General features: G+C 66.7%; 22 protein-coding genes. 13 read left to right on the forward strand and 9 right to left on the reverse strand.

Going from position 1 to position 21,319, the window contains the following annotated elements; all coding sequences use genetic code 11:
- The first annotated feature begins 16 nt into the window (after positions 1-16).
- From AC6RIC_RS05610 to arcC, 4 genes are all read left to right on the forward strand, one after another.
- Positions 17-937 (forward strand): oxamate carbamoyltransferase subunit AllH family protein, encoded by a 921-nt coding sequence (locus AC6RIC_RS05610; protein WP_499735441.1) that lies wholly within the window; start codon positions 17-19, stop codon positions 935-937.
- Positions 915-2,459 (forward strand): acyl-CoA synthetase FdrA, encoded by a 1,545-nt coding sequence (gene fdrA / locus AC6RIC_RS05615; protein WP_499735442.1) that lies wholly within the window; start codon positions 915-917, stop codon positions 2,457-2,459. Before AC6RIC_RS05610 ends, fdrA begins: the two co-directional genes overlap by 23 nt.
- 2 nt (positions 2,460-2,461) lie before the next feature.
- Positions 2,462-3,907, forward strand: a complete 1,446-nt coding sequence (locus AC6RIC_RS05620; RefSeq protein ID WP_499735443.1) for a YlbE family protein — start codon at positions 2,462-2,464, stop codon at positions 3,905-3,907.
- A 99-nt stretch (positions 3,908-4,006) separates the two neighbouring features.
- Positions 4,007-4,990, forward strand: a complete 984-nt coding sequence (gene arcC / locus AC6RIC_RS05625; RefSeq protein ID WP_454655369.1) for a carbamate kinase — start codon at positions 4,007-4,009, stop codon at positions 4,988-4,990.
- Between the two features lie 235 nt (positions 4,991-5,225).
- On the opposite strand, the gene AC6RIC_RS05630 is transcribed toward arcC, so the two are convergent.
- The 5 genes from AC6RIC_RS05630 to AC6RIC_RS05650 form a co-directional block, all read right to left on the reverse strand.
- The gene (locus tag AC6RIC_RS05630) at positions 5,226-6,419 is read right to left on the reverse strand and encodes an amidohydrolase family protein (RefSeq protein ID WP_499735444.1); all 1,194 of its coding nucleotides are present in this window, start codon (positions 6,417-6,419) and stop codon (positions 5,226-5,228) included.
- A gap of 193 nt (positions 6,420-6,612) precedes the next feature.
- Positions 6,613-7,485, reverse strand: coding sequence for an ABC transporter permease (locus AC6RIC_RS05635; protein WP_499735445.1), 873 nt, complete (start codon positions 7,483-7,485; stop codon positions 6,613-6,615).
- A complete protein-coding gene (locus AC6RIC_RS05640; RefSeq protein ID WP_499735446.1) occupies positions 7,482-8,423 on the reverse strand; it encodes an ABC transporter permease in 942 nt (313 codons plus the stop codon). Before AC6RIC_RS05640 ends, AC6RIC_RS05635 begins: the two co-directional genes overlap by 4 nt.
- 10 nt (positions 8,424-8,433) lie before the next feature.
- Positions 8,434-10,038, reverse strand: coding sequence for an ABC transporter substrate-binding protein (locus AC6RIC_RS05645; RefSeq protein WP_499735447.1), 1,605 nt, complete (start codon positions 10,036-10,038; stop codon positions 8,434-8,436).
- Between the two features lie 321 nt (positions 10,039-10,359).
- The gene (locus AC6RIC_RS05650) at positions 10,360-10,908 is read right to left on the reverse strand and encodes a cupin domain-containing protein (RefSeq protein WP_454655375.1); all 549 of its coding nucleotides are present in this window, start codon (positions 10,906-10,908) and stop codon (positions 10,360-10,362) included.
- A gap of 139 nt (positions 10,909-11,047) precedes the next feature.
- Here AC6RIC_RS05650 and aptA point away from each other — a divergent pair, with 139 nt between their 5' ends.
- The 3 genes from aptA (at position 11,048) to AC6RIC_RS05665 (ending at position 13,386) form a co-directional block, all read left to right on the forward strand.
- A complete protein-coding gene (aptA, locus tag AC6RIC_RS05655) occupies positions 11,048-12,397 on the forward strand; it encodes an omega-aminotransferase AptA (protein ID WP_499735448.1) in 1,350 nt (449 codons plus the stop codon).
- Positions 12,398-12,451: 54 nt separating this feature from the next.
- Positions 12,452-12,997, forward strand: a complete 546-nt coding sequence (locus AC6RIC_RS05660; protein ID WP_499735449.1) for a carboxymuconolactone decarboxylase family protein — start codon at positions 12,452-12,454, stop codon at positions 12,995-12,997.
- Positions 12,998-13,083: 86 nt separating this feature from the next.
- Positions 13,084-13,386, forward strand: a complete 303-nt coding sequence (locus AC6RIC_RS05665; RefSeq protein ID WP_061970508.1) for an alkylphosphonate utilization protein — start codon at positions 13,084-13,086, stop codon at positions 13,384-13,386.
- Positions 13,387-13,401: 15 nt separating this feature from the next.
- Here the strand turns inward: AC6RIC_RS05665 and AC6RIC_RS05670 are convergent, their stop codons facing one another.
- Positions 13,402-13,806 (reverse strand): AtzH-like domain-containing protein, encoded by a 405-nt coding sequence (locus tag AC6RIC_RS05670; RefSeq protein ID WP_499735450.1) that lies wholly within the window; start codon positions 13,804-13,806, stop codon positions 13,402-13,404.
- On the reverse strand, positions 13,803-15,011 hold the full coding sequence (locus AC6RIC_RS05675; RefSeq protein WP_499735451.1) for an amidase: 1,209 nt from the start codon (positions 15,009-15,011) through the stop codon (positions 13,803-13,805). The genes AC6RIC_RS05670 and AC6RIC_RS05675 overlap by 4 nt, the downstream gene beginning before the upstream one ends.
- Positions 15,012-15,189: 178 nt before the next feature.
- On the opposite strand from AC6RIC_RS05675, the gene AC6RIC_RS05680 reads away from it, so the two are divergent.
- The 3 genes from AC6RIC_RS05680 (at position 15,190) to AC6RIC_RS05690 (ending at position 16,838) form a co-directional block, all read left to right on the forward strand.
- Positions 15,190-15,888, forward strand: coding sequence for an RNA polymerase sigma factor (locus AC6RIC_RS05680; protein ID WP_499735452.1), 699 nt, complete (start codon positions 15,190-15,192; stop codon positions 15,886-15,888).
- 94 nt (positions 15,889-15,982) lie between these two features.
- The gene (locus AC6RIC_RS05685; RefSeq protein WP_499735453.1) at positions 15,983-16,507 is read left to right on the forward strand and encodes a DUF4142 domain-containing protein; all 525 of its coding nucleotides are present in this window, start codon (positions 15,983-15,985) and stop codon (positions 16,505-16,507) included.
- Entirely contained in the window at positions 16,485-16,838 is a 354-nt protein-coding gene (locus AC6RIC_RS05690; RefSeq protein WP_499735454.1) for a cupredoxin domain-containing protein, read from the forward strand. Before AC6RIC_RS05685 ends, AC6RIC_RS05690 begins: the two co-directional genes overlap by 23 nt.
- 13 nt (positions 16,839-16,851) lie before the next feature.
- On the opposite strand, the gene AC6RIC_RS05695 is transcribed toward AC6RIC_RS05690, so the two are convergent.
- Positions 16,852-17,412, reverse strand: a complete 561-nt coding sequence (locus tag AC6RIC_RS05695; protein WP_499735455.1) for a phosphatase domain-containing protein — start codon at positions 17,410-17,412, stop codon at positions 16,852-16,854.
- A gap of 120 nt (positions 17,413-17,532) precedes the next feature.
- Between AC6RIC_RS05695 and AC6RIC_RS05700 the strand changes: the two genes are divergently transcribed.
- The 3 genes from AC6RIC_RS05700 (at position 17,533) to AC6RIC_RS05710 (ending at position 20,669) form a co-directional block, all read left to right on the forward strand.
- Entirely contained in the window at positions 17,533-18,807 is a 1,275-nt protein-coding gene (locus AC6RIC_RS05700) for an amino acid ABC transporter permease (protein ID WP_499735456.1), read from the forward strand.
- Position 18,808: 1 nt separating this feature from the next.
- Positions 18,809-19,906 carry an amino acid ABC transporter permease gene (locus tag AC6RIC_RS05705; protein WP_499735457.1) on the forward strand — a complete coding sequence of 366 codons (1,098 nt, stop codon included), beginning with the start codon at positions 18,809-18,811 and terminating at the stop codon, positions 19,904-19,906.
- Between the two features lie 76 nt (positions 19,907-19,982).
- Positions 19,983-20,669: a GntR family transcriptional regulator gene (locus AC6RIC_RS05710; protein ID WP_499735458.1), complete on the forward strand. Its 687-nt coding sequence runs from the start codon at positions 19,983-19,985 to the stop codon at positions 20,667-20,669.
- On the opposite strand, the gene AC6RIC_RS05715 is transcribed toward AC6RIC_RS05710, so the two are convergent.
- Positions 20,645-21,163 (reverse strand): protein-tyrosine phosphatase family protein, encoded by a 519-nt coding sequence (locus tag AC6RIC_RS05715; protein WP_499735459.1) that lies wholly within the window; start codon positions 21,161-21,163, stop codon positions 20,645-20,647. The two genes, AC6RIC_RS05710 and AC6RIC_RS05715, sit on opposite strands and share 25 nt — an antisense overlap.
- Between the last annotated feature and the right edge of the window lie 156 nt (positions 21,164-21,319).

A 21,319-nucleotide genomic window follows, 5' to 3' on the forward strand; every position in this document is an offset into this window, starting at 1 on the left:
CAGAGGTCCTGCCCCGATGCGCGCGCATACCACGATGCAGGCAAGGTCCGGTGACGGCGCCTTCCTCGCCCGTGTGAACGGGGCAGCCTTCGCTGGCGTGGTCCACAGCGCCTTCCACCGGGCGGTCAACATCGCCTGCCTGTGTTGCGGCAAATTGCACACGCTGGTCACGGACGATCTGGATGACGGGCCGAACTCGCTGGTTGTCACCGCCGATGATTTTCTCGCCATGGGTATCTGCCAGGGCGACAGCGTCAGGGCCGGAGGTGGCAGCCTCGCCATTGCCGGCAAGGCGATGGTCACCGTTGACGGAGCGGCGGTCTGGCACACGCCCATCCCTGAAACGCATTGCGCGGCCGGCCTGTTGCGTCGTCGGCTGGCGGAAGCCGAGGCGGCGATCTGGCGCAACGGCACGCCCGGCGGCTTCATCGAGGGGATGGCCGATACCGAGGTCGCACGATTGACGACCCGGATGCTGCATGAAGGCGTGGACGGGCTCGCGCTCGCCCTGGGGCGGGGCGACACGGATGGGGCGCTGGCCCATGCTGGCCGGTTGCTCGGGCTCGGGCCGGGCCTCACGCCATCCGGTGACGATTTCCTCGTCGGGCTGCTCGCTTCCCGTGCGCTCTGCCAGCGACCGGACGATCTCGGCAGCGATGCCTTCGCGCACGGCGTCGTGCGGCTCGCCAAGAGCGCGACCAACCCGATCGCCTATGCGGCCATCGCCAAGGCGGCGCGCGGCGAGGTCCGGGAGCGGGTCGCACGCCTCATCATCGCGCTCGGCAGCGCGGCCGCCGAGCCCTTCTCGCCGGCACTCACACAGGTTCTCGCGATCGGCTCCTCATCCGGGACCGAGATCGCTTTCGGCGTCATCCGCGGGCTGGCGTCGCTCATCGACAACGGAGAATGGGATCATGGCCATCAAGACCGCCATTAAGCGGAACACCTATTTCGACTCGGTCTCGCTGATGTCGGTGACCGGGCGGGCCAATGCGGTTGCCGGCGTCGACCAGGCGATGATCGGCATGGGCACCGCCATGAACAAGGAGGTGCTGCAGAATGTCGGCATGCTGACGCCGGAGGCGGCGGAGGCCCAGAGCGGCGACCTGATGATCGTGGTGCGCTCGGCATCGGACGAGATCGCCGAGAAGGCACTGGTCGAGATCGACGAATTGTTCAAGCAGAAGGGCGGCAACGAGAGCGGCCGCAAGATGAACTACGCGACGATCGAGTCAGCCGTCGCCCATGTGCCCGGCGCCAATCTCGCGATCATCGCGGTGGCCGGCGAGTTCGCCAGCCGCGAGGCGCGCCGCGCGCTCGAGAGCGGCCTGCATGTCATGATGTTCAGCGACAACGTCTCGATCGAGGACGAGGTCGCCCTCAAGACGCTCGCCCATGACAAGGGCCTGCTGATGATGGGGCCGGATTGCGGCACAGCCTATATCGGCGGCGTCGGCCTGTGCTTCGCCAATGCGGTGCGCGCCGGCAATATCGGCATCGTCGGCGCCTCCGGCACCGGCAGCCAGGAGGTCGCGGCCCGCATCCATGATTTCGGCGGCGGTATCACTCAGATCATCGGCACGGGCGGACGCGACCTCAACGAGAAGGTCGGCGGCATCATGATGATCGACGGCATCAACGCGCTCGCTCGCGATCCGGCGACCGAGGTGATCGTGCTGGTCTCCAAGCCCCCGGCGAAGTCGGTGCAGGACAAGGTTCTGGCGGCGGCCGCGGCCTGCGGCAAGCCGGTCATCGCCTGCCTGCTCGGCGGCTCGGAGGAGGCCGTCACCAAGGCCGGCCTGCAATTCGGCAAGACCACCAAGGAAGCCGCGCTCAAGGCCGTCATCCTCGGCGGCAAGAAGGAGGCGGAGATCAACAAGCGGGCGCTCAACCTGCCCTTGATCGCCGAGACCCGCGCCAAGCTGAAGCCCGAGCAGCGCTATATCCGCGCGCTGCTCTGCGGCGGCACGCTCTGCGAGGAGATGATGCTGATCGCCAAGGAGAGCTACGACAACGTCTACAGCAACATCGCCAAGGACCCGGCGCGCAAGCTGAAGGACGTCTCCACCAGCATCGAGCATACCTTCATCGATTTCGGCGACGACGATTTCACCCGCGGCCGGCCGCACCCGATGATCGACCCCTCCCAGCGCCTCGCGCGATTGGTGCAGGAGGCGCGCGACCCCTCGGTCGGCGTCATCGTGCTCGATTTCATCCTCGGCTACGGCGCCCATGAGGACCCGGCCGGCGTGATGATCCCCGCCCTCGTCGAGGCCAAGCAGATCGCGGCGGCCGAGGGCCGTCATCTCGAGATACTCGGCTACGTCCTCGGCACGGATCTCGACAGCCAGTCGCTCGCCGAGCAGACGGCCAAGCTTTCGGAAGTGGGCGTCACCATCGCCAGCAGCTGCACCAATGCCGGCCTGCTGGCGCGCGGTTTCGTCTCCAAGGAGAACTGATCATGTCCAGCATCAACGACCTGTTCAGTAAGGTCAGCGTCATCAATGTCGGCCTCGAAATGTTCAAGGACGACATCGAGAAGCAGGGCGGCAGCGCCGTCCATCTCGACTGGCGCCCGCCGGCCGGCGGCAAGCCCGAGCTGATCGACGCGCTCGAAGCCCTCGCGCGCCCCGAGATCGCGGCGCGTATCGAGAAGGCGAACCAGGAAGCGGTCGAGCGCATCCTGAAGTCGCAGCCCGTGCTGGTCGGCTTCGGTCCGGCGCTCGAAGTCGTGCCCGGCATGACCAAGACCACCATCCTGCATGCCGGCCCGCCAATCACCTGGGAGCGGATGTCCGGCCCGATGAAGGGCGCCGTCACCGGCGCGCTGGTCTTCGAGGGGTTGGCCAAGAACCTGGAGGCGGCGGCGGCGCTCGCGGCCTCCGGCGAGATCACCTTCTCGCCCTGCCACGAGCATAACTGCGTGGGCTCGATGGCGGGCGTGACCTCGGCCTCGATGTTCATGCACGTCGTCAAGAACAAGACCTACGGCAACGTCGCCTACACCAATCTCAGCGAGCAGCTCTCCAAGATCCTGCGCATGGGCGCCAATGACGAGACCGTCATCGCCCGGCTGAACTGGATGCGCGACGTACTCGGCCCGATCCTGCGCGAAGCCATGCAGATCGCCGGCGAGATCGACCTGCGCCTGCTGCTCTCGCAGGCGCTGCACATGGGCGACGAGTGCCATAACCGCAACGTGGCCGGCACGACGATCCTGATCCAGAAGCTCGCGCCCTTCATCCTGGAGACGTCGTTCACGACGGCCCAGAAGCGCGAGGTCTTCGATTTCGTCGCCAGCAGCGACTATTTCTCCGGGCCGACCTGGATGGCGATGTGCAAATGCGCGCTCGACGCCGCCCATGACGTGCCGCATTCGACCATCCTGACGACGATGTGCCGCAACGGCGTCGAGTTCGGCATCCGCATCAGCGGCGTGCCGGGCTTCACCTGGTTCACCGGTCCGGCCCAGAAGGTCATCGGCCCGATGTTCGCCGGCTACAAGCCGGAGGATTCCGGCCTCGATATCGGCGACAGCGCGATCACCGAGACCTATGGCATCGGCGGCTTCGCCATGGCGGCGGCACCGGCCATCGTGCCACTCGTCGGCGGCACGGTCGACGAAGCCATCGGCTTCTCGGTCCGCATGGCCGAGATCACCACGGCCGAGAACCCGAACGTCACGGTGCCCCTGCTCAACTTCAAGGGCGTGCCAACCGGCATCGACATGCGCAAGGTGCTGCAGACCGGCATCATGCCCGTCATCAACACTGCCATCGCCCATAAGGAAGCCGGCATCGGCATGATCGGCGCCGGCATCACCTATCCGCCGATGGAGGCTTTCGAGAAGGCGCTGCTCGCCTTCGCGCGCCAGGACGGCGTCATCGACCAAAGCGCTGCGGCCTGAAGACTGCCGCGGGCCGCCCCTGAGCGGCCCGCGTTCCACGCCAACGAACAATTTCAACATGCGTCGCGACCTGCCGGCCGGCGCGTGGGAGGAGGATTCATGACTTCGATCGACGCCGTTCCGGATCGCCTGATCATCGCCATCGGCGGCAACGCCATCCATCCCGAGGGCATCCGCGGCACGGCCGAGGAGCAGGAGAAGCTCGCCGCCGAGACGGGCGCCGCCCTGCTGCCGCTGATGGAGCTCGGCTCGCAGCTCATCATCACCCATGGCAACGGCCCGGTCGTCGGCAAGATGCTGCTGCGCCATGCCATCGCCCGCCATCGCGTCGCGCCGATGCCGCTCGACATCTGCGTCGCCCATAGCCAGGGCGGCATCGCCTATCTCCTGACGCAGGCGCTGGAGAACGCGCTGCGCGCCAAGGGCAATCCGCGCGAGGTGACCTGCGTGCTGACCCAGGTCGAGGTCGACCCGAACGATCCGGCCTTCCAGAACCCGTCGAAGCCGATCGGCTATTTCTACACCGAGGAGGAGGCCAAGGCCCTCAGCGCCGAGATGGGCTGGCTGATGAAGGAGGATTCCGGCCGCGGCTACCGGCACGTCGTGCCCTCGCCGCTGCCGCAGCACATCGTCGATTTCGACCTCGTGCAAGCGCTGGCCGAGAAGGGCGCAGTCGTGATCGCGGGCGGCGGCGGTGGCGTGCCGGTGGTACGCCAGCCCAACGGCCAGAGCCGCGGCGTCGAGGCCGTGATCGACAAGGACCGCACCACCGCCAAGATGGCGAACCTGCTCGACATCCCGGACATGATCATCCTGACCGCCGTGCCGCGCGTCGCCGTGCATTTCGGCAAGCCGGAGCAGCGCTTCCTCGATCGCGTCAGCCTGTCCGAGATCAAGCGCCTGCATGAAGAGGGGCATTTCCCGCCGGGCAGCATGGGGCCGAAGATCGACGCGGCTGTCCAGTTCATCGAAGGCGGCGGCCGGCGCTGCATCATCGCGCGCATCGAGGATGCGGTCGCGGCGCTCCGCGGCGAGGCCGGCACGCAGATCGTTTCCGACGAAGCCTTCGCGGCGGCGGCCTGAAGCTTTTCCGGGCCTCTCGCGTCTTCAAAGAACGCGGTCATCCCGGGCGAAGCGAAGCGCAGACCCGGGATCCATGCCAGAACCTTTATCGGAAATGGTCCGGCATGGATCCCGGATCAAGTCCGGGATGACGGCGTGTTTCCGAGCGGGATGAATTGGCTTCTGTTAAATGCACTGAAAAGGGCCGCCGGGGTGACCGGCGGCCCTTTTCATGTGCGGAGGTAGGATCGGCCCGTCAGGCGATGGGCTGGGTCAGCTCGCCATGGCGGGCGACGATCCTGCCGCGCTTGACGACGGTGCGGTCGGCCGGGCGCTCGACGATGGCCTCGCAGATCGTCTCACCCGGCAGGATCACGAGATCGGCGATGCAGCCGACATCGAGGCCGTAATCCGCGATGCCCATCGTCTTGGCGCCCTGATAGGTGCAGACGTCGAGCGCCAGCTCCATCTCCTCGTCGCGGCGGAAATTATTGCGCAGGCCGACCAGCGTTGCCCGCTCCAGCATGTCGCCCATGCCATAGGGGTTCCAGCTGTCACGCACGCCGTCCGAGCCGCCGGCGATGACGACGCCGGCCTTGAGGCAGGCCATGACGGACGGTGCAGGCGAGGAAGCCGGCGCGGTCGTGACCAGCGCGATGCGCTCTTTTGCCAGATCCTCCAGCAGGCGGCGGACATGGTCGGCATCAGGCATGCCCAGGCAGAAGGCATGGCTGATCGCGACCTTGCCCTGCATGCCAAGCGCGCGGGTGCGCTCGATGATGAGCTCCATCGAGAAGGCGCCGACCTCGCCACGCTCATGCAGATGAATGTCGAGCGGGCGGCCGTATGTCTCGGCGAGGCCGAAGATCGCGTCGAGATGACCCTTGGGGTCGCGGTCGAGCGTGCAGGGATCGAGGCCGCCGACGACATCGGCACCCATCGCCATCGCCTGGTCGAGCAGTTCGAGCGTGCCGGGGCGGATCAGCATGCCGGATTGCGCGAAGGCGACGATCTCGACATCGATCACGTCCTTGAGGCGCTCGCGCATGGCCATGACGCCCTCGATGCCGGCGAGGCCGATCTCCGTGTCGACGTCGACATGGCTGCGGATATGGGTGGTCCCCAGCTTGACCATCTGGGCGACGAGCCGGCCGGATTGGCGGTCGGGTTCGATGCCGAATTCGCGGCGGTTGCGGCGCTCGGTCTCGATCTTGTCGATCAGCGCGGGGCCGGCGGTGTGCTTGTGCCAGCCCATGCCCCAGAAGCTCTTGTCGAGATGGGTGTGGGCCTCAATGAGACCGGGGATCATCAACCGTCCGCCGGCATCGAAGGTCGCGTCGCCTCCGGTCGCGCCGGCGCCGATCGCCGCGATACGCCCGCCACGGACCAGAACGTCCGTCGCCGTGTCGCCGGCCGGGCGGACATTCCGGATCAAGAGGGTATCAGTCACGAGGCGTCTCCTTCTTCCAGACCGGCCTATGCCGGCTTCTCAACGTCGATGACGGCTTTGCTCTGCCGGGATCATAGGACCAGCTTGCCGCAGCCGTCGGCATAAAAGGCGCCCCGCCGGCGTCGCGCGGCGGGGCGAGGTATCCACGAGAGTGGGGCGTACCGAGCTTGGCTCCCGTGGAGGCATTCCGGACTCACACCCGCTTGCGCAGGCGCGGATCGAGGGCATCGCGCAGGCCGTCGCCGAGCATGTTGATGGCAAGCACGGTGATCGAGAGGAACAGCGCGGGGAAGAAGATGATGTATGGCTTGATCTGCCAGAGCGCCCGGCCCTCGGCCATGATGTTGCCCCAGGACGGGGTCGACGGCGGCACGCCCGCACCGATGAACGAGAGAGCGGCTTCGGCGAGGATCGCGACCGCGCAGATATAGGTCGCCTGGACCGCGATCGGTGCGAAGGTGTTAGGCAGGATGTGGCGGAAGACGATCCAGGGCACGCTGGCGCCGCAGGAGCGGGCGGCCTCGACATAGGGCTCCTCGCGCAGGAAGAGCACGACGCCGCGGATCAGCCGCACGACGCGGGGCGTCTCGGCGATGGTGACGGCGAGGATGACGTTCCAGATCGAGGCGCGATTGAGCGCGATCAGCGCGATCGCGAGCAGGATCGAGGGGATCGCCATCAGCCCGTCCATCACCCGCATGACGAAGGCGTCGAAGCGGGGCAGGAAACCGGCGAAGACGCCGATCAGCACGCCCAGAATGGTCGCGCCGATCGCCACCGAGAAGCCGACGATGAGCGAGACGCGGGTGCCGTAGAGCACGCGGGAATAGAGATCGCGGCCGAGCATGTCGGTGCCGAACCAGAACGTGGCCGAGGGCACCTTGGCGCGGTCGAAGGCCGAGATCGCCGTCGGATCACGCGTGCCGAGCCAGGGCGCGAGCAGCGCGATCAGGATGAGGAGCACGAGCACGGCGGCGCCGCAGGCGATGCTTGGATTGCGGGCGAGCTGCCCGAGCCGGCTCTGCCGGCCGCCGCGCGGCGCGACGTCGGAGGTGATGGCGGTCAATAGCGGATCCTCGGATCGAAGACGGTGTAGAGCATGTCGACCAGCAGGTTCACGAGCACGTACATGAAGCTGAACAGCAGGATGACGCCCTGGATGACGGGATAGTCGCGGCGCAGGATTGCATCGACGGTCAGCCGCCCGAGGCCGGGAATGGCGAAGACGGTCTCGGTGACGATGGCGCCGCCGATCAGCAGCGCGACGCCGCTGCCGATGGTGGTGATGATCGGCACAGAGCAGTTCTTCAGCGCGTGCTTGAACAGGATCTTGCGCTCCTCGGCGCCCTTGGCGCGGGCGGTGCGGACATAATCCTGGGCCAGCACCTCCAGCATGGTGGCGCGGGTGATGCGGGCGAGCAGGCCGATATAGACGCTGCCGAGCGCGATCGCCGGCAGGATCAGGCTGCGCACCGCCGGCCAGAGGCCGTTGGACATCGGCACATAGCCTTGCACCGGCAGCCAGCGCAGCTGCAGGCCGAAGACGAAGGCCAGGAGATAGCCGACGACGAAGGAGGGCAGCGAAAAGCTGAGCACGGCGAAGACCATAACCGCGCGGTCGCTTGTCGTATTGTGCTTCCAGGCGGCGATCACGCCGATCGGCAGCGCCAGAGACACAGCGACGACGAGCGTCATCAGCATCAGCAGATAGGTCGGCTCCAGGCGCTGGACGATCATCGCTGCGACCGGCTGGTTGGTGAAGAGCGAGAGGCCGAGATCGCCATGGAGCAGGCTCCAGACCCAGTTCCCGAAGCGGATCGGGAACGGGTCGTCGAGCTTGAGCGCGATGCGGATGCGGGCGATATCGGCCGCCGTCGCCTGGTCCCCGGCCATGATCGCGGCGGGATCACCCGGCGCGAGATAGAGCAGGCCGAAGACGAACAGGGCGACGAAGGCCATGACCGGCAGCGCTGCAAGCAGCCGGCGCGCGATATGGGAGAGCATGGGGCTTGTCTCAGCCCTTGGCGGTCATCGTGAAGAAGAGCGGCCGCTGGAGCTGGATATCCGTCACGTTGCTCCTGTAGCCGCTGACGGTCGCGAAGCCGCCGAGCGGGATATAGGGCACATCGATCAGCGCCTGCTTCTGGATCTCCTCGCAGAGCTTCTTCTGTGTGGCGACGTCGGGCGCATCGAGCCATTGCTGGCGCAGTTCTTCCAGGCGGGGCGCCGTCGGCCAGCCGACCCAGGCATCGTTGCCGTTGCCGCGCAGGCCGACATGCCCGACCGGGTTGAAGTTGCTCATGCCTGAGAGAGCGGTGAGGAAAACGTTCCAGCCGCCCTTGTCCGCGGGCTCCTTGCTGAGGCGGCGCTGCATCAGCGTGCCCCAGTCCATCGCCTGGATGTCAACGTTGAGGCCGACCTTCTTCAGCGTGTCGGCGGCGAGCAAGGTGCAGGGATGCGTCCAGGGATAGTCGACGGGATCGAGCACCACGACGCGCTCGCCGTTGTAGCCGGCAGCCTTGATCTCCTCGGCCGCCTTCTTGACGTCGCGCGGGCTGGTGAAGGCCTCCAGGCCGACCGTCGTCGTCATCGGCGAATCCGGGCTGAAGAAGCCGACGCCGGACTGCCAGAACGCCGCGTTCTCCTCGCCGAAGGTGCCGGACATGATCGCACGCTGGTCGAAGGCCTTGAGCAGCGCGCGCCGGATCGCTGGGTTGTTGAAGGGCGGCTGCAGGTGGTTGAAGCGCATCACCGCGAAATTCGGCGTCGAGCGCGGCATCAGTTTGATGCTGGGATCGGCCTTGAGCACGGGCAGGAAATCGGCGCCGACCATTTCGATCATGTCGATCTCGCCGGCCTGGAGAGCGGCGGCGGCGGTCGAGGCGTCGGGGATGATGTTCCAGACGATCTTCTCGAAATGAGCGATCTTCGGGCCGGCGGTATAGCTCGGCGCGAAGGCGTCACTGCGCGGCTTGTAGCCGGCGAATTTCTCAAAGACCGCCTTCGAGCCCGAGACCCACTGCTCCTTCGCGAAGCGATAGGGACCGGAGCCAATGCTCTCGCGGATCTGTTCGGTCGGCGAGGTCATGGCGATGCGCTCCGGCATGATCGCCGGCATGTTCGAGCCGCTGGTGGCGAGCGTCATCGGTAGCAGCGGGAAGGGCTTCTTGAGCTTGAACTGGAGCGTGCGGTCGTCGAGTGCGGTCATCGTGTCGACCACGCCGAGCAGGGCCGCGCCCATGAAGTCGCGCTTGCCCCAGCGGTTGATGCTGGCGACGCAATCCTTGGCCAGGACCGGCTGGCCGTCATGGAACTGCAGGCCATCGCGCAGCTTGATCGTCCATTGCAGCTTGTCGTCAGAGACGACATGGCTCTCGGCCATCTGTGGATGGACGTTGTAGTCCTTATCGAAGCCGTAGAGCGTGTCGAACACCAGATGGCCGTAGACTTGGACGATGGTCGAGGTGCTCCAGACCGGATCGAGGATGTTGAGGTCCGCCTCGGGAATGTAGCGGAGTTCCTTCTTACCGGCGGCATGGGCCGGCGCAGTAAAGAATGGAGCCAGTTGCGTAAAGACAGCCGACTGCGCGGCGAATTTTAGGAAATCGCGCCTATTCATGTTTCGTCCCTGGTGTTGCCGGGGAGGTTGGTTTGACTTCGATTGGGATCGAGAAGCTGCACGCCAGCAGGTTCGACTGCCGACGTCATAGGCATCGTCGAAAGGCGTCGAAGTATTGTGCCCCGGAGTTGTTATATTGTTTGGCGGTATGATGGGGCCGCGGTGCGGATTTTCAAATTAAATCGTCCAATTATTATCATGCAGGAATCGAATGAAGCCGTGCGCGGTAACCGCCGTTGTCATTCCGGGTTCACGCCTTCGGCGCGCCCCGGAATGACAAGGGTGTGGCTTGAACCGGCTGTAGCCAAATATCGATAGCGCCTAGAACGTCGGTGGCGTGCAGGCGCTGACGATCTCGCAGGGAACCGGGCCGACGCAGCGGAAACGGTGCGGGCGGTTGCTCTCGAAATAATAGGCGTCGCCGGGGCCGAGGATGCGTCGCTCCTCGCCGACGGTGAGTTCCATACGGCCACTGATGACGACGCCGCCTTCCTCGCCCTCATGGGTCAGCATCACGCGGCCGGTATCGGCGCCGGGCTCGTAGCGCTCCTTGATGATCTGGAGCGCGCGGCCGAACAGGTTCTCGCCGACCTGGCGGAAGGAGATGCCGCCCTTGCCGATCTCGACCAGTTCCTGCGCCTGATAGAACACCTGCCGTGGCTTTTCCGGCTCGAAGGCGAAGAACTCGGACAGACTGATCGGAATGCCGTCGAGAATGCGCTTGAGCACGCCGACCGAGGGATTCACCTCGTTCGCCTCGATCAGCGAGATCGAGGAATTGGTCACGCCGGCCTGCTTGGCGAGCGCCCTTTGCGACAGGCCGCGCTGCATCCGGACATATCTGAGCCGGGCTCCGACATCGATATTCATCGCGGCCTGTTCCTGCTGTTCTCGATCTTGAACGATTTTCAGATCAGACCAATTTTTTCAACGGATTATGGCGATGCTGAAACAGACTTGTTGCGTTGATAAAAACATGAGCACTGACGAGCCACACAGGGAGGCCGTCATGACCGTCAACACCAAGCCGTCCGCGCTGCAGAATGCCCGTTCGCTCGACGCCTTCTGGATGCCTTTCACCGCGAACCGCCAGTTCAAGCAGGCGCCGCGCCTGCTCGCCAGCGCCAGCGGCATGCATTACGCCACCGAGGACGGCCGCAAGGTGATGGATGGCACGGCCGGGCTTTGGTGTTGCAATGCCGGGCATGGTCGGCGGCAGATCAGCGAGGCCGTCTCGCACCAGATCGCCGAGCTCGATTTCGCACCGGCCTTCCAGATGGGCCACCCCATCGTGTTCGATTTCGCAGAGCGGCTTGCCGCCATCGCGCCGGGGGAGGGCGCGAACAAGCTCGACCGCGTCTTCTTCACCGGCTCGGGTTCGGAATCGGTCGATACAGCGCTCAAGATCGCGGTGGCCTATCAGCGCGCCATCGGCCAGGGCACGCGGACCCGCCTGATCGGGCGGGAGCGTGGCTATCACGGTGTCGGCTTCGGCGGCATCTCGGTCGGCGGCCTCGTCAACAATCGCCGCGTCTTCCCGCAGCTGCCGGGCACCGACCATCTGCGCCACACCCATGATCCCGCGCGCAACGCCTTCACCCGCGGCCTGCCGGAGCATGGCGCCGAGCTTGCCGACGATCTCGAGCGGCTGGTCGCGCTGCATGGCGCGGAGACGATCGCGGCCGTGATCGTCGAGCCGATGGCAGGCTCCACCGGCGTGCTGCTGCCGCCGAAGGGCTATCTGCAGCGCCTGCGCGAGATCGCGACCAAGCACGGCATCCTCTTGATCTTCGACGAGGTCATCACCGGCTTCGGCCGTCTCGGCACGCCTTTCGCCGCCGATTATTTCGGGGTGATGCCGGACCTGATGACCACCGCCAAGGGCCTGACCAACGGCGCGGTGCCGATGGGCGCGGTCTTCGCCAGCCGCAAGGTGCATGACGGCCTGATGACCGGGCCGGAGGGGATGATCGAGCTGTTCCACGGCTATACCTATTCCGGCCATCCGGTCGCCTGCGCAGCGGGTATCGCCACGCTCGACATCTATGCGGCCGAAGGGCTGCTGACGCGGGCGGCGACGCTGGCGCCGGCTTGGGAAAGCGCGATGCATTCGCTGCGCGATGCCCCGCATGTGATCGACATCCGCAATCTCGGCCTCGTCGCCGGCGTCGAGCTCGCATCGCGCGACGGCGCTGCTGGTGCCCGTGCCTATGAGGTCTTTGTCGACTGCTTCGAGAAGGGCCTGCTGATCCGCGTCACCGGGGATATCATCGCGCTGTCGCCGCCGCTGATCGTCGAGGAGGGTCAGATCGGCGAGATGGTCGAGACGCTGCGTGGCGCGCTGAAGCGGGTGGCCTGACGGCGCTCCGCTCTGTGCTAGAGGTCTCGTGTCCTGACCTCCGCGAGACCTCCGATGACGACCTCTCCCTGCCCGCCGATCAGCGATGCTGACTGGCCCGAATCGATCGCCGAGATGAAGACCGGCTTTGCCGGCGCGCTCAATGTCTACCGGACGATGGCGCATCACCCGGCCTTGCTGAAGGCCTGGGCGCCGCTTCGCCAGCATGTCGTCAAGGACAGCGCGCTCGGGCCGGTGCGCTCGGAGGTGGTGATCCTGCGCGCGGCCCATCGCATGGGCTCGCCCTATGAATGGGCGCATCATGTCAGCCGGGCGCGGGTGCTTGGGATGAGCGACGCCCGTATCGCCGCCCTGCGTGGCGAGCCGGAGGGTGAGGACGGGCTGATCGTGCGGGCGGTCGATGCGCTCTTCGACGACAAGCGGCTGTCGCTTGCGCAGGAAGCCGAACTCGCCACCGTGATCGGGCGCGAGGCGGTGTTCGACCTGATCGGCACGGTCGGCTTCTACTCGGTGCTCGGCTACATGCTGATGACCTATGAGACGCCGATCGACGCTGGCGTTGCGACCGAGATGGCCGAGAAGCCGCTGGGCACCGTTTAGCCTTCGATTTGGCGAAGTCGCCGGGCATCGTGTAACCCCGCCGGATCGGGCCGATGGCGAGTGCCCGGCCGCAACATGGGAAAGACATGTCCGACGACGATTACATTTATGACGAGGCGACCGGGGAATGGCGCCCGGCCTCGGAAGTGAAGCAGGCCGCCGCAGCTGCCGCGGCGCCAGTCGTGCGCGATGCCGCTGGCAATGTGCTTGCCGACGGCGATTCCGTGGTCCTGGTCAAGGACCTCAAGGTGAAGGGCGCGAACCAGACCCTGAAGCAGGGCACGGTCATTCGTTCGATCCGCCTGACCGAGAATGTCGAGGAGATCGACTGCCGCCACGACACGATCAAGGGCCTCGTGTTGCGGACGGAGTTCGTCCGCAAGCGTTGAGGTTTCGGGCCGTGCCTACCAGAGGCGCGGCCCCTCCATCGTCGAGACATGGGCGGAGACCACCTTCCAGCCCAGATCCGGAAAGCGCATCCAGCTCTGGCTCTGCCGGCCGATCACGTCGCGCCCGCGCACCTTGAACTCCAGGTTCACCGTGGCGATGTCGCGTCCCAGCGTCAGGATCTCCAGCCGAATCCGCTTCTCCTTGATGCCCGGCCCCGGCGGGCGGGCGACGCGGTGATCGTGGATTTCCTTGAAGCCGTAGCCGTTCTCGTGCAGCGCGTAGCGGATCGTGTGCGGGCTGTTCCAGAAGGCGGCGTCCAGCACATCGACATTCTTGTCGATCAGCGCCTGCTCGTAAGCCTCGAACAGGGCGCTGATCTCGGCCACCACGTCAGGAATGTTCGGGGTCAGGTCGGTCATGATGCGGCCTCCATGGCCTGTGCGACGGCGATGAGGCTGGCATCCGTGCCGCGCCCGCCGATGATGGACAGGCCGACCGGTGCGCCGTCGACGCGGGCGCCGGGCAGGTTGACCTGCGGGTGGCCTGCCAAGCCGCCCTGCGCGCAGAGGCAGGTGATGCGGTCCCGCATCGGCCGGAGCACCGGCATGGGCAGGCCGCGTAAGGGGGCTGGGAAGGGCGTCGTCGGCAGGCACAGGATCGTGCCGGATGGCAGCAGGTAGCGCAGCCTTGCGCGGACTTCCTCGCGCATCAGCGCGGCCCAGTTCTGCTCGGCGACGGGCACCTGCGAGCCGGCGATCAGCCCGGCCGCGACGCTGAAGGCCATGCGCGGATTGTCCCGCTCGATCCAGGGGCGGAAGGTTTGCCAGGCCTCGACCGGCTGGAGGCTGCGCTGTGCCCGGGCCCAGACGGAAAGGCCCTGCGGCGCCATGATCTCGTCGCGCGGCGTCGCATCCAGCACGCCAGCGAGCCGCTGGACCATCGGCTGGAGGGCGTTCGCGACCTCCGGGTCGGCAAAGCCGAAGGCATCGACGGCGACGAGCAGCTTCGTCGGCAAGGGGCCGGGCGCCTCGCCGAGCAGCGCCGTGCCGACACGGGCGAAGGTCGCGGCGTCGCGGGTGAACCAGCCGGCGGTGTCCGAACTCGGCGCCTGCGGCATCAGCCCGGTGAGGTCGAGCCGGCCATGGGTCGGCCGGATGCTGTAGAGTCCGCAGAAGCTGCCGGGCACGCGCATCGAGCCGCCGGTATCGGTGCCCAAGGCGGTGTTGCAGAGCCCGGCGGCGACGGCCGCGGCCGAGCCGGAGGAGGAGCCGCCCGGCACGCGCTCGGGCGCGGCCGTGTTCAAGGGCGTGCCGTCGAAGGCGTTCTCGCCGAGGATGCCCAGCGAGACCTCGTCGGTGATGGTCTTGCCGACGAGCTCGGCGCCGGCATCGAGCAAGGCCTGCACCGCCCAGGCATGGCGCTCCGGGACGGGGTTGGCCCGCGCCCAGTCATGGTTGCCACCACCGGTCGGCGTGCCCGCGACGTCGAACAGGTCCTTGACCGCGAAGGTCAGGCCCGAGAGCGGCCCGCCGGATCGACCGGGGATGCGGATGCGCGGGCCGGGCACGAAGGCGTTGATGCGATCCTCCATCACGGCCTCGGCGATCGTGTTTCGCTCGGGCAAGTCGGTCGGGTCGGCATCGGCACGGCTTTTCGTCCTTCGTGGTGTTCGGCCTATCGTTCGGCCGGCAGCCTAACAGGTTCGTCGCCGCTGCAAACGGCCGCTTGCCAGCTTGTCCTGCGGCCGATCATCGGGAACCTTTTGCGGCCTCGGCCATCCGATGCGGACAGGAGGACAGATCATGCCATCCATTCCGACCCTCGTCCGCGATGCGGCTTCCGCCTCGGCCGGTGACCTTGACCTCGCCCGCCGCGCGAGCGCGGGCGATCCGCAGGCCTTCCGCACGATCATGACGACGCATAACCAGGCGCTCTATCGCATCGCGCGGGCGGTGATCCGCAACGACAGCGAGGCAGAGGACGTGGTCCAGGAGGCCTATGTCAGGGCTTTCAGCCATCTCGGCAGCTTTCGCGGCGAGGCGACACTGGCGACCTGGCTGTCGCGCATCACGCTGAACGAGGCGCTGGGCCGCCTGCGCCGGAAGAAGCGGGCGGCTCAGGCGCTGCGCGCGGAGGATCCGGGCATCCCGGCGCAGATCATCCCGTTTCCCGGTAGCACCAGCAACGACGATCCGGAGCGAACGATGGCGCAGCGGCAGATCCTGCAACTGGTCGAGCGCGCGACCGACAATCTCCCGGACGTCTATCGCGGCGTGTTCATGGCGCGGGTGATCGAGGGACGCAGCGTCGAGGAAACGGCCGCGCTGCTCGACATCCGACCGGAGACGGTCAAGACCCGGCTGCACCGGGCGAGGCTGCTGCTGCACAAGGAGCTGGAGCAGCAAATCGGCCCGGTCCTGCTCGACGCCTTTCCCTTCGCCGGGCGTCGCTGCGAACGCCTGACCGCCGCCGTGATGCAAAGACTTGGGTTTTCCGGCTGAGATTCCGGGAACGTTTCGGCCGCTCCGGCATCCAATAAGCGTCGATGAAACAAAGCGTTCCGGTCCGCTCCCGCGGCCGGAAGAAGGAGGAGTCATGTCCGTTCGCAAGTATAGTCTCGCCCTTGTCCTGGCATTGCTGGGCGCGACGACCGCAGCGCAGGCTGCCGACAAGCCGACCGACCCGCAGATCGCCCATATCGCCTATACGGCGGGCGCGATCGACGTCGCGGCGGCGAAGCAGGCCATCGCGAAATCACGGAACAAGGTGGTCGTGTCCTTCGCCAAGGACATGCTGCGCGACCACGAGGCCGTCAACAAGCAGGCGCTCGCCCTCGTCGGCAAGCTCAATGTCAAGCCGGAGGACAATGCGACGAGTCGGGCCCTCTCCGATGCCGCCGGCAAGACCAAGGCAGCGCTCGCCAAGCTGCGCGGCGCGGCTTTCGACAAGGCCTATGTCGCCAACGAGGTCGCCTTCCACCAGCAGGTGAACGGGGCCTTGCAGACCCTGCTGATCCCGTCGGCGAGCAATTCCGAGCTCAAGGGGCTGCTCGAGACGGGGCTGAAGATTTTCCAGGGTCATGAGCAGCATGCGGTGCATGTCGCCGCCGAGCTGCGGTGAGGGCGGCGCCATGCGCGCGAAATATGCCCTTGCAGCGGCCGCAGCGGCGATGCTGGTCGCGACTTCCGTCCCGGCGTGGGCCGAGACCATCCAGGTGATGGTCGACAAGCTGGTCTTCACGCCGGCGGAGGTCAACGCGAAGGTCGGCGACACCATCGAATGGGTCAGCCGGGACATCCTCGCCCACACCGCCACGGTGAAGGGCGGGATGGAGGTGATGATCCCCGCCAGGAAGACCGGCCGGGTGACGCTCCAGAAGGCGGAGGCGATCGACTACTACTGCCGCTTCCATCCCAACATGAAGGGCCGCATCACCGTCTCGGCCCCGTGATGGCGATGCGGGTTCAGGGCGCGCTTCGGGCGATGGGAGGCCGGAGCGCGCCCTGTTCCTGTGCGACCAGAAAATCGGCCTGGGCCTCGGTCTCGACCGCGGCCGTATCATGCTCGCGGCGGATGTGAGCGATAGCGTCCGCTGCGCTTGCCCCGTTCTCGACCAGCAGCAGCGCGGCGACAGTGCCGGTGCGCCCGAGGCCGGCCCGGCAATGGATTGCCCAGTTCTCGCCTTCGCGGAGGCGGCGCGAGAGATCGAGTTCGCGCCAGCCGGCGATGAAGCCCGTATCCGGCACGCCGTAGTCGGGGATGGGGAGATGGGTCCATTTCAGTCCTGCCGCCCGGACGGCGGCGGCGAAGCCGTCGAGGCCGCGGGGCAGTTCCTTGGTTTCCACAAGGCTGAGCAGGCCTGTCGCGCCCAAGCCTGCGAGCCGCGTCAGATCTTCCGTCAGCGCCGCCTGCGAGGCGGCATTATCGAGCGTCTCCTTGCGCCGGCCGGGGCAGGGGCCGAGCAGCAGCGCGCCGGCGAAGCCGGGCAGGTCGAGACGGGACACGGACGGCGGCGGGCTGTGCAAGCAAGTCTCCAGAATGGCGGAAGGGCGGAGCATTCTACCTGTCGCCTCGTCTTCGCGCGAAGCGGTGTTCACTTCACGCGGCAAGGCTTCAGGGTCGTTGATTGACATGATGATATAGCTGTGTACAGCTATATCATCATGCTGTCCACACGCGACCCTACCAGCGAGATCGGATCCACGCCTCCGCTTGTAGCGAGCAGTCAGGCTTTCGCGGCGGGCGCGCTCAAGCCGCCGAGCCCGCCGCCTCCGGGTGCGCCTTTGCGCGAGCGCCTGGAAGGGCTGGTCTGGCCGCTCGTCGTCCTGCTCGGGCTCGTCGGTGTGGGCGTGCTGGGCGCGCGGAACGTCTCGGCCAATCTCGCGGCGGCCGGAATGGAAATCGATTTCTCCTTCCTCTGGCAGCAGGCCGGCTTCGATGTCAGCGAGAGCCTGATCGCCTATTCTCCGCGCGATACCTATGCCTATGTGCTGCTCGTCGGCATCCTCAATACGCTGGCTGCTGCGGCGGTGACACTGGTGCTGGCGAGCGCCATCGGCCTCGTCGTCGGCATCGCCATGACCAGCTCGAACTGGCTCGTGCGCAATCTGGCGCGGCTCTATGTCGAGTTGCTGCGCAACCTGCCGAAGCTCCTGATCGTGATCGCGCTCTATGTCGCGCTGGTCCGCGGCCTGCCGCATATCAAGGCGGCCTGGACCGGCCCGTTCGGCGCGATGCTGAGCAATCGCGGGCTCGCCCTGCCTTCACCGGTGATCGGGCATGGCGGGCTTTGGCTCGCGTTCGCGGCCTGTCTCTGGCTCGCCGGCTGGGTGTTCTGGGCGCGGGCTGTCAAGCGGCATCAGGATGTGACCGGACAGCGTCGGCCGGTCGCCTTGCCGGTGCTGGCGGCGGGGCTCGCGCTCTATGCCGGGCTCTCCCTGTCGGGGCTTGTGGAGATCGGCTGGTCGGTGCCGAAGCTCACCGGCTTCAATGTCAGCGGCGGCATCGGGCTCTCCCTGCAATTCGCGGCGCTGGTCCTGGCGCTCTCGGTCTATCATGGCGGGCAGATCGGCGCGATCGTCGAGGGCGGCATCCTTGCGACCTCGCGCGGCCAGCACGAGGCGGCGTTGGCGCTGGGTCTCAGCCGGCTCAGGACGATGCGCCTGATCGTGCTGCCGCAGGCCCTGCGCGTGATTACGCCGCCGCTCGGCAACCAGTACTCCAACCTGCTGAAGAACACCTCGATCGCGCTCGCGATCGGCTATTCCGACCTGCTCAGCGTGGTCAGCACCTCGGTGAACCAGACGTTTCGGCCGATCGAACTGATGACGCTGGTCGCGCTGTTCTTCCTGATCGCGAACCTGCTGATCTCGGCCGGGGTCAACTGGTGCAACCATGTCTTCCGCATCAGGGGGCGCTGAGATGATCACGCTCGCCGAGACAACCCCCGTTGCCGGTCCGCCGCAGAGCCGCCGCCTCGTTGCGGCCGGTCGCTGGCTGCGGTCGAACCTGTTTTCGAGCTGGTGGAACACGTTGCTCACCGGCCTCGTCCTGTACGGGGTCGTGGCTTTCGTCGCGAAGGCGCTGAGCTGGGGCGTGGTCGATGCCGTGCCCTTCTCCGGCAGCCGGGTCGAGTGCGCGGCGGCGAGCGGCGCCTGCTGGGCCTTCCTGCGCGAGAAGGTCCATCTCGTCCTGACCGGGACCTATCCCGAGCCCGAGCGCTGGCGCGCCTATCTCGCCAGCGCCGTGATGATCGCGGCCATCCTTGCCTTCGCAAAGGCGCCGATCGGCGTCGCTGGCCGGGCCGTACTCGTGATGGTCTCCGGCGCTTGCGCCTATCTGCTGCTGCGCGGCGGCGTCGCCGGTCTTCCGGTGGTGGAATCGCATCGCTGGAATGGCCTGCCGCTGATCCTGTTCCTCTCGGCCTTCAGCATGGCCGCGGCCTTTCCGCTGGGTGTCGTGCTGGCGCTGGCGCGCTGGTCGGGCCAGCGCGGGCTGTCCCTGTTCGCCGTCGGCTATATCGAGGCCGTCCGGGCGATCCCGATGGTCGCGGTGCTGTTCGCCGGCATCTTCATCCTGCCGCTGCTTCTGTCGCGCGGCGCGGCGATCGAGCCGGTCGCGGCGATCCTGATCGTGCTCACCCTGTTCTATGCGGCGTATTTCGCCGAGGACGTGCGGGGTGGCTTGCAGGCCTTGCCGAAGGGCCAGACCGAAGCGGCGGCGAGCCTCGGCCTCTCGTCGGCGCAGCGCATCCGGCTGATCGTGCTGCCGCAGGCGCTGCGTACCGCTATCCCCGGCATCACCAATTCGATCATCGGCAGCTTCAAGGATACCTCGCTCGTCGCGATCGTCGGCATGCATGACCTGCTCTCGACGGCGCGCATGGCCTATGCCGACCCGCAATGGCAGGCCTATTCGCTGGAGGCGAACCTGGCGATCGGCCTGTTTTACTTCATTAGCTGCTGGCTGATTTCCGAGCGCGCCCGGCGGTTGGGCCATGGCGCCGTCAAGGCGCATTAGAGCCGGCTTTCGACAAAAGAAGTGACCAGCCGCTTGAGCGATGCTCTAAGCATCAAGGCGGGCAGGAAGAGAGACGATGACGGTCGATATCGCCGGTTCGGATACGCGCCAGCTGCGCCAGCTGGTTCGTTCGCGCAATGACGTGATCTTCGAGATCGTGCGCGATCGCATCTGCCTGCGCGAGTACGACGAAGGCCATGTCATCCACGAGACGGCGCTGGCGACCGAATTCCGTGTCAGCCGCACGCCGATCCGGCAGGTGCTGCAGCGGCTGGTTTACGAGCAACTCGCCGAGACCCGCAACGGCGTCGGCACGATCGTCTCCTATGTCGGCCCGCAATCGGCGGACATGCTGCGCTTCCGCATCGGTCTGACGCGCCTGATCGCCGACCTGATCCCGCTCCAGTTACCCTCGACGCTCGGCTCCGACTATGCGCGGTTGCAGGCTCTGGCCGGTTTGCTGAAGCCGGATTCCTCGCTGAAGGAAGCCTGGGATGTCTGGCGGACGCATCACGAGGTCCGCAACGCCCTGATCGGCGACGAGGCGCTTCGGCAGATGGACGATACCATCTTCTTCCGCACTGCGCGCAGCTGGATCGACTGGCTGAAGCGCGAGCCCGCGGCGATGCATGCGTTGCTGGTCGAGGAGATCGCGGCAGTGGTCGGGCAATCCGCTGGCCTGTCGGCGCCGGAGCTGTTCCGGCTGCATGCGGCGCATCTCGAGCGGATGCTGGCGCGCTACGGGGCGCAGGATAGCAGGTAGGCGACCTGCTCCTCGCTCTCTATGGCTCCGGGACGTGCGCTCCGCACCGCGGTGATGGCGTCCTCTGCGGTTGAGGCGGTCGCGATCAGCAGCCGTGCCGCCATCATGCCGGAGCGGCCATAGCCGGCGAGGCAGCAGAAGGCGATGCGGTGCCCATGCCGTAGCTCACCGGCGAGGCGTTCGATCAGAGCCGGCCAGTCGAGCCGCTGGTCGGGCGCCGAGAAATCCACGATCGGCGCGCGGAGCAGGACGATCGATCGCGCTTCGGCGGCGTGGCGCAGGTCCTCGATCTCGTCGGGATCGCATTCGCCGTCATCGAGCAGGACCACCAGAAAGGCCGTCTGCCGGGCAGCGAGCGCGTCCAGCACCTCCTCCTGCAAGGCGCCGTCGACGAAGCGTTCGCCGCGCCGGGCGATGACGAGACCGGGCAGCGGCAGCATACCGATCGCGCCGACCTGGCCCGGCGGCTCGATCCAGGCAATCCCCTCAGCCATGCGTCCCTCCGCCCGGCAATCCCGCCATCGGGAGATGCGGTGCTCATCGCGATCATGAAGCGGATTGGGATGGGGATTGTCCACTCTTGCACCGAGAGAAGTTGGTCCTCGGGGAAACACGCCGTCATCCCGGACAAGCCGCGAAGCGGCGCTGAT

This window comes from Allobosea sp. TBD101 (assembly GCF_059817965.1).

Bases quoted from the DNA above. Each gene is read 5' to 3' on its own strand.
- AC6RIC_RS05645 (WP_499735447.1), bottom strand. From the start codon at position 10,038: ATGAATAGGCGCGATTTCCTAAAATTCGCCGCGCAGTCGGCTGTCTTT.
- AC6RIC_RS05715 (WP_499735459.1), bottom strand. From the start codon at position 21,163: ATGGCTGAGGGGATTGCCTGGATCGAGCCGCCGGGCCAGGTCGGCGCG.
- AC6RIC_RS05670 (WP_499735450.1), bottom strand. From the start codon at position 13,806: ATGACCGACCTGACCCCGAACATTCCTGACGTGGTGGCCGAGATCAGC.
- AC6RIC_RS05685 (WP_499735453.1), top strand. From the start codon at position 15,983: ATGTCCGTTCGCAAGTATAGTCTCGCCCTTGTCCTGGCATTGCTGGGC.
- aptA (WP_499735448.1), top strand. From the start codon at position 11,048: ATGACCGTCAACACCAAGCCGTCCGCGCTGCAGAATGCCCGTTCGCTC.
- AC6RIC_RS05680 (WP_499735452.1), top strand. From the start codon at position 15,190: ATGCCATCCATTCCGACCCTCGTCCGCGATGCGGCTTCCGCCTCGGCC.
- AC6RIC_RS05610 (WP_499735441.1), top strand. From the start codon at position 17: ATGCGCGCGCATACCACGATGCAGGCAAGGTCCGGTGACGGCGCCTTC.
- fdrA (WP_499735442.1), top strand. From the start codon at position 915: ATGGCCATCAAGACCGCCATTAAGCGGAACACCTATTTCGACTCGGTC.
- AC6RIC_RS05640 (WP_499735446.1), bottom strand. From the start codon at position 8,423: ATGCTCTCCCATATCGCGCGCCGGCTGCTTGCAGCGCTGCCGGTCATG.
- AC6RIC_RS05620 (WP_499735443.1), top strand. From the start codon at position 2,462: ATGTCCAGCATCAACGACCTGTTCAGTAAGGTCAGCGTCATCAATGTC.
- arcC (WP_454655369.1), top strand. From the start codon at position 4,007: ATGACTTCGATCGACGCCGTTCCGGATCGCCTGATCATCGCCATCGGC.
- AC6RIC_RS05690 (WP_499735454.1), top strand. From the start codon at position 16,485: ATGTCGCCGCCGAGCTGCGGTGAGGGCGGCGCCATGCGCGCGAAATAT.
- AC6RIC_RS05665 (WP_061970508.1), top strand. From the start codon at position 13,084: ATGTCCGACGACGATTACATTTATGACGAGGCGACCGGGGAATGGCGC.
- AC6RIC_RS05650 (WP_454655375.1), bottom strand. From the start codon at position 10,908: ATGAATATCGATGTCGGAGCCCGGCTCAGATATGTCCGGATGCAGCGC.
- AC6RIC_RS05710 (WP_499735458.1), top strand. From the start codon at position 19,983: ATGACGGTCGATATCGCCGGTTCGGATACGCGCCAGCTGCGCCAGCTG.
- AC6RIC_RS05705 (WP_499735457.1), top strand. From the start codon at position 18,809: ATGATCACGCTCGCCGAGACAACCCCCGTTGCCGGTCCGCCGCAGAGC.
- AC6RIC_RS05660 (WP_499735449.1), top strand. From the start codon at position 12,452: ATGACGACCTCTCCCTGCCCGCCGATCAGCGATGCTGACTGGCCCGAA.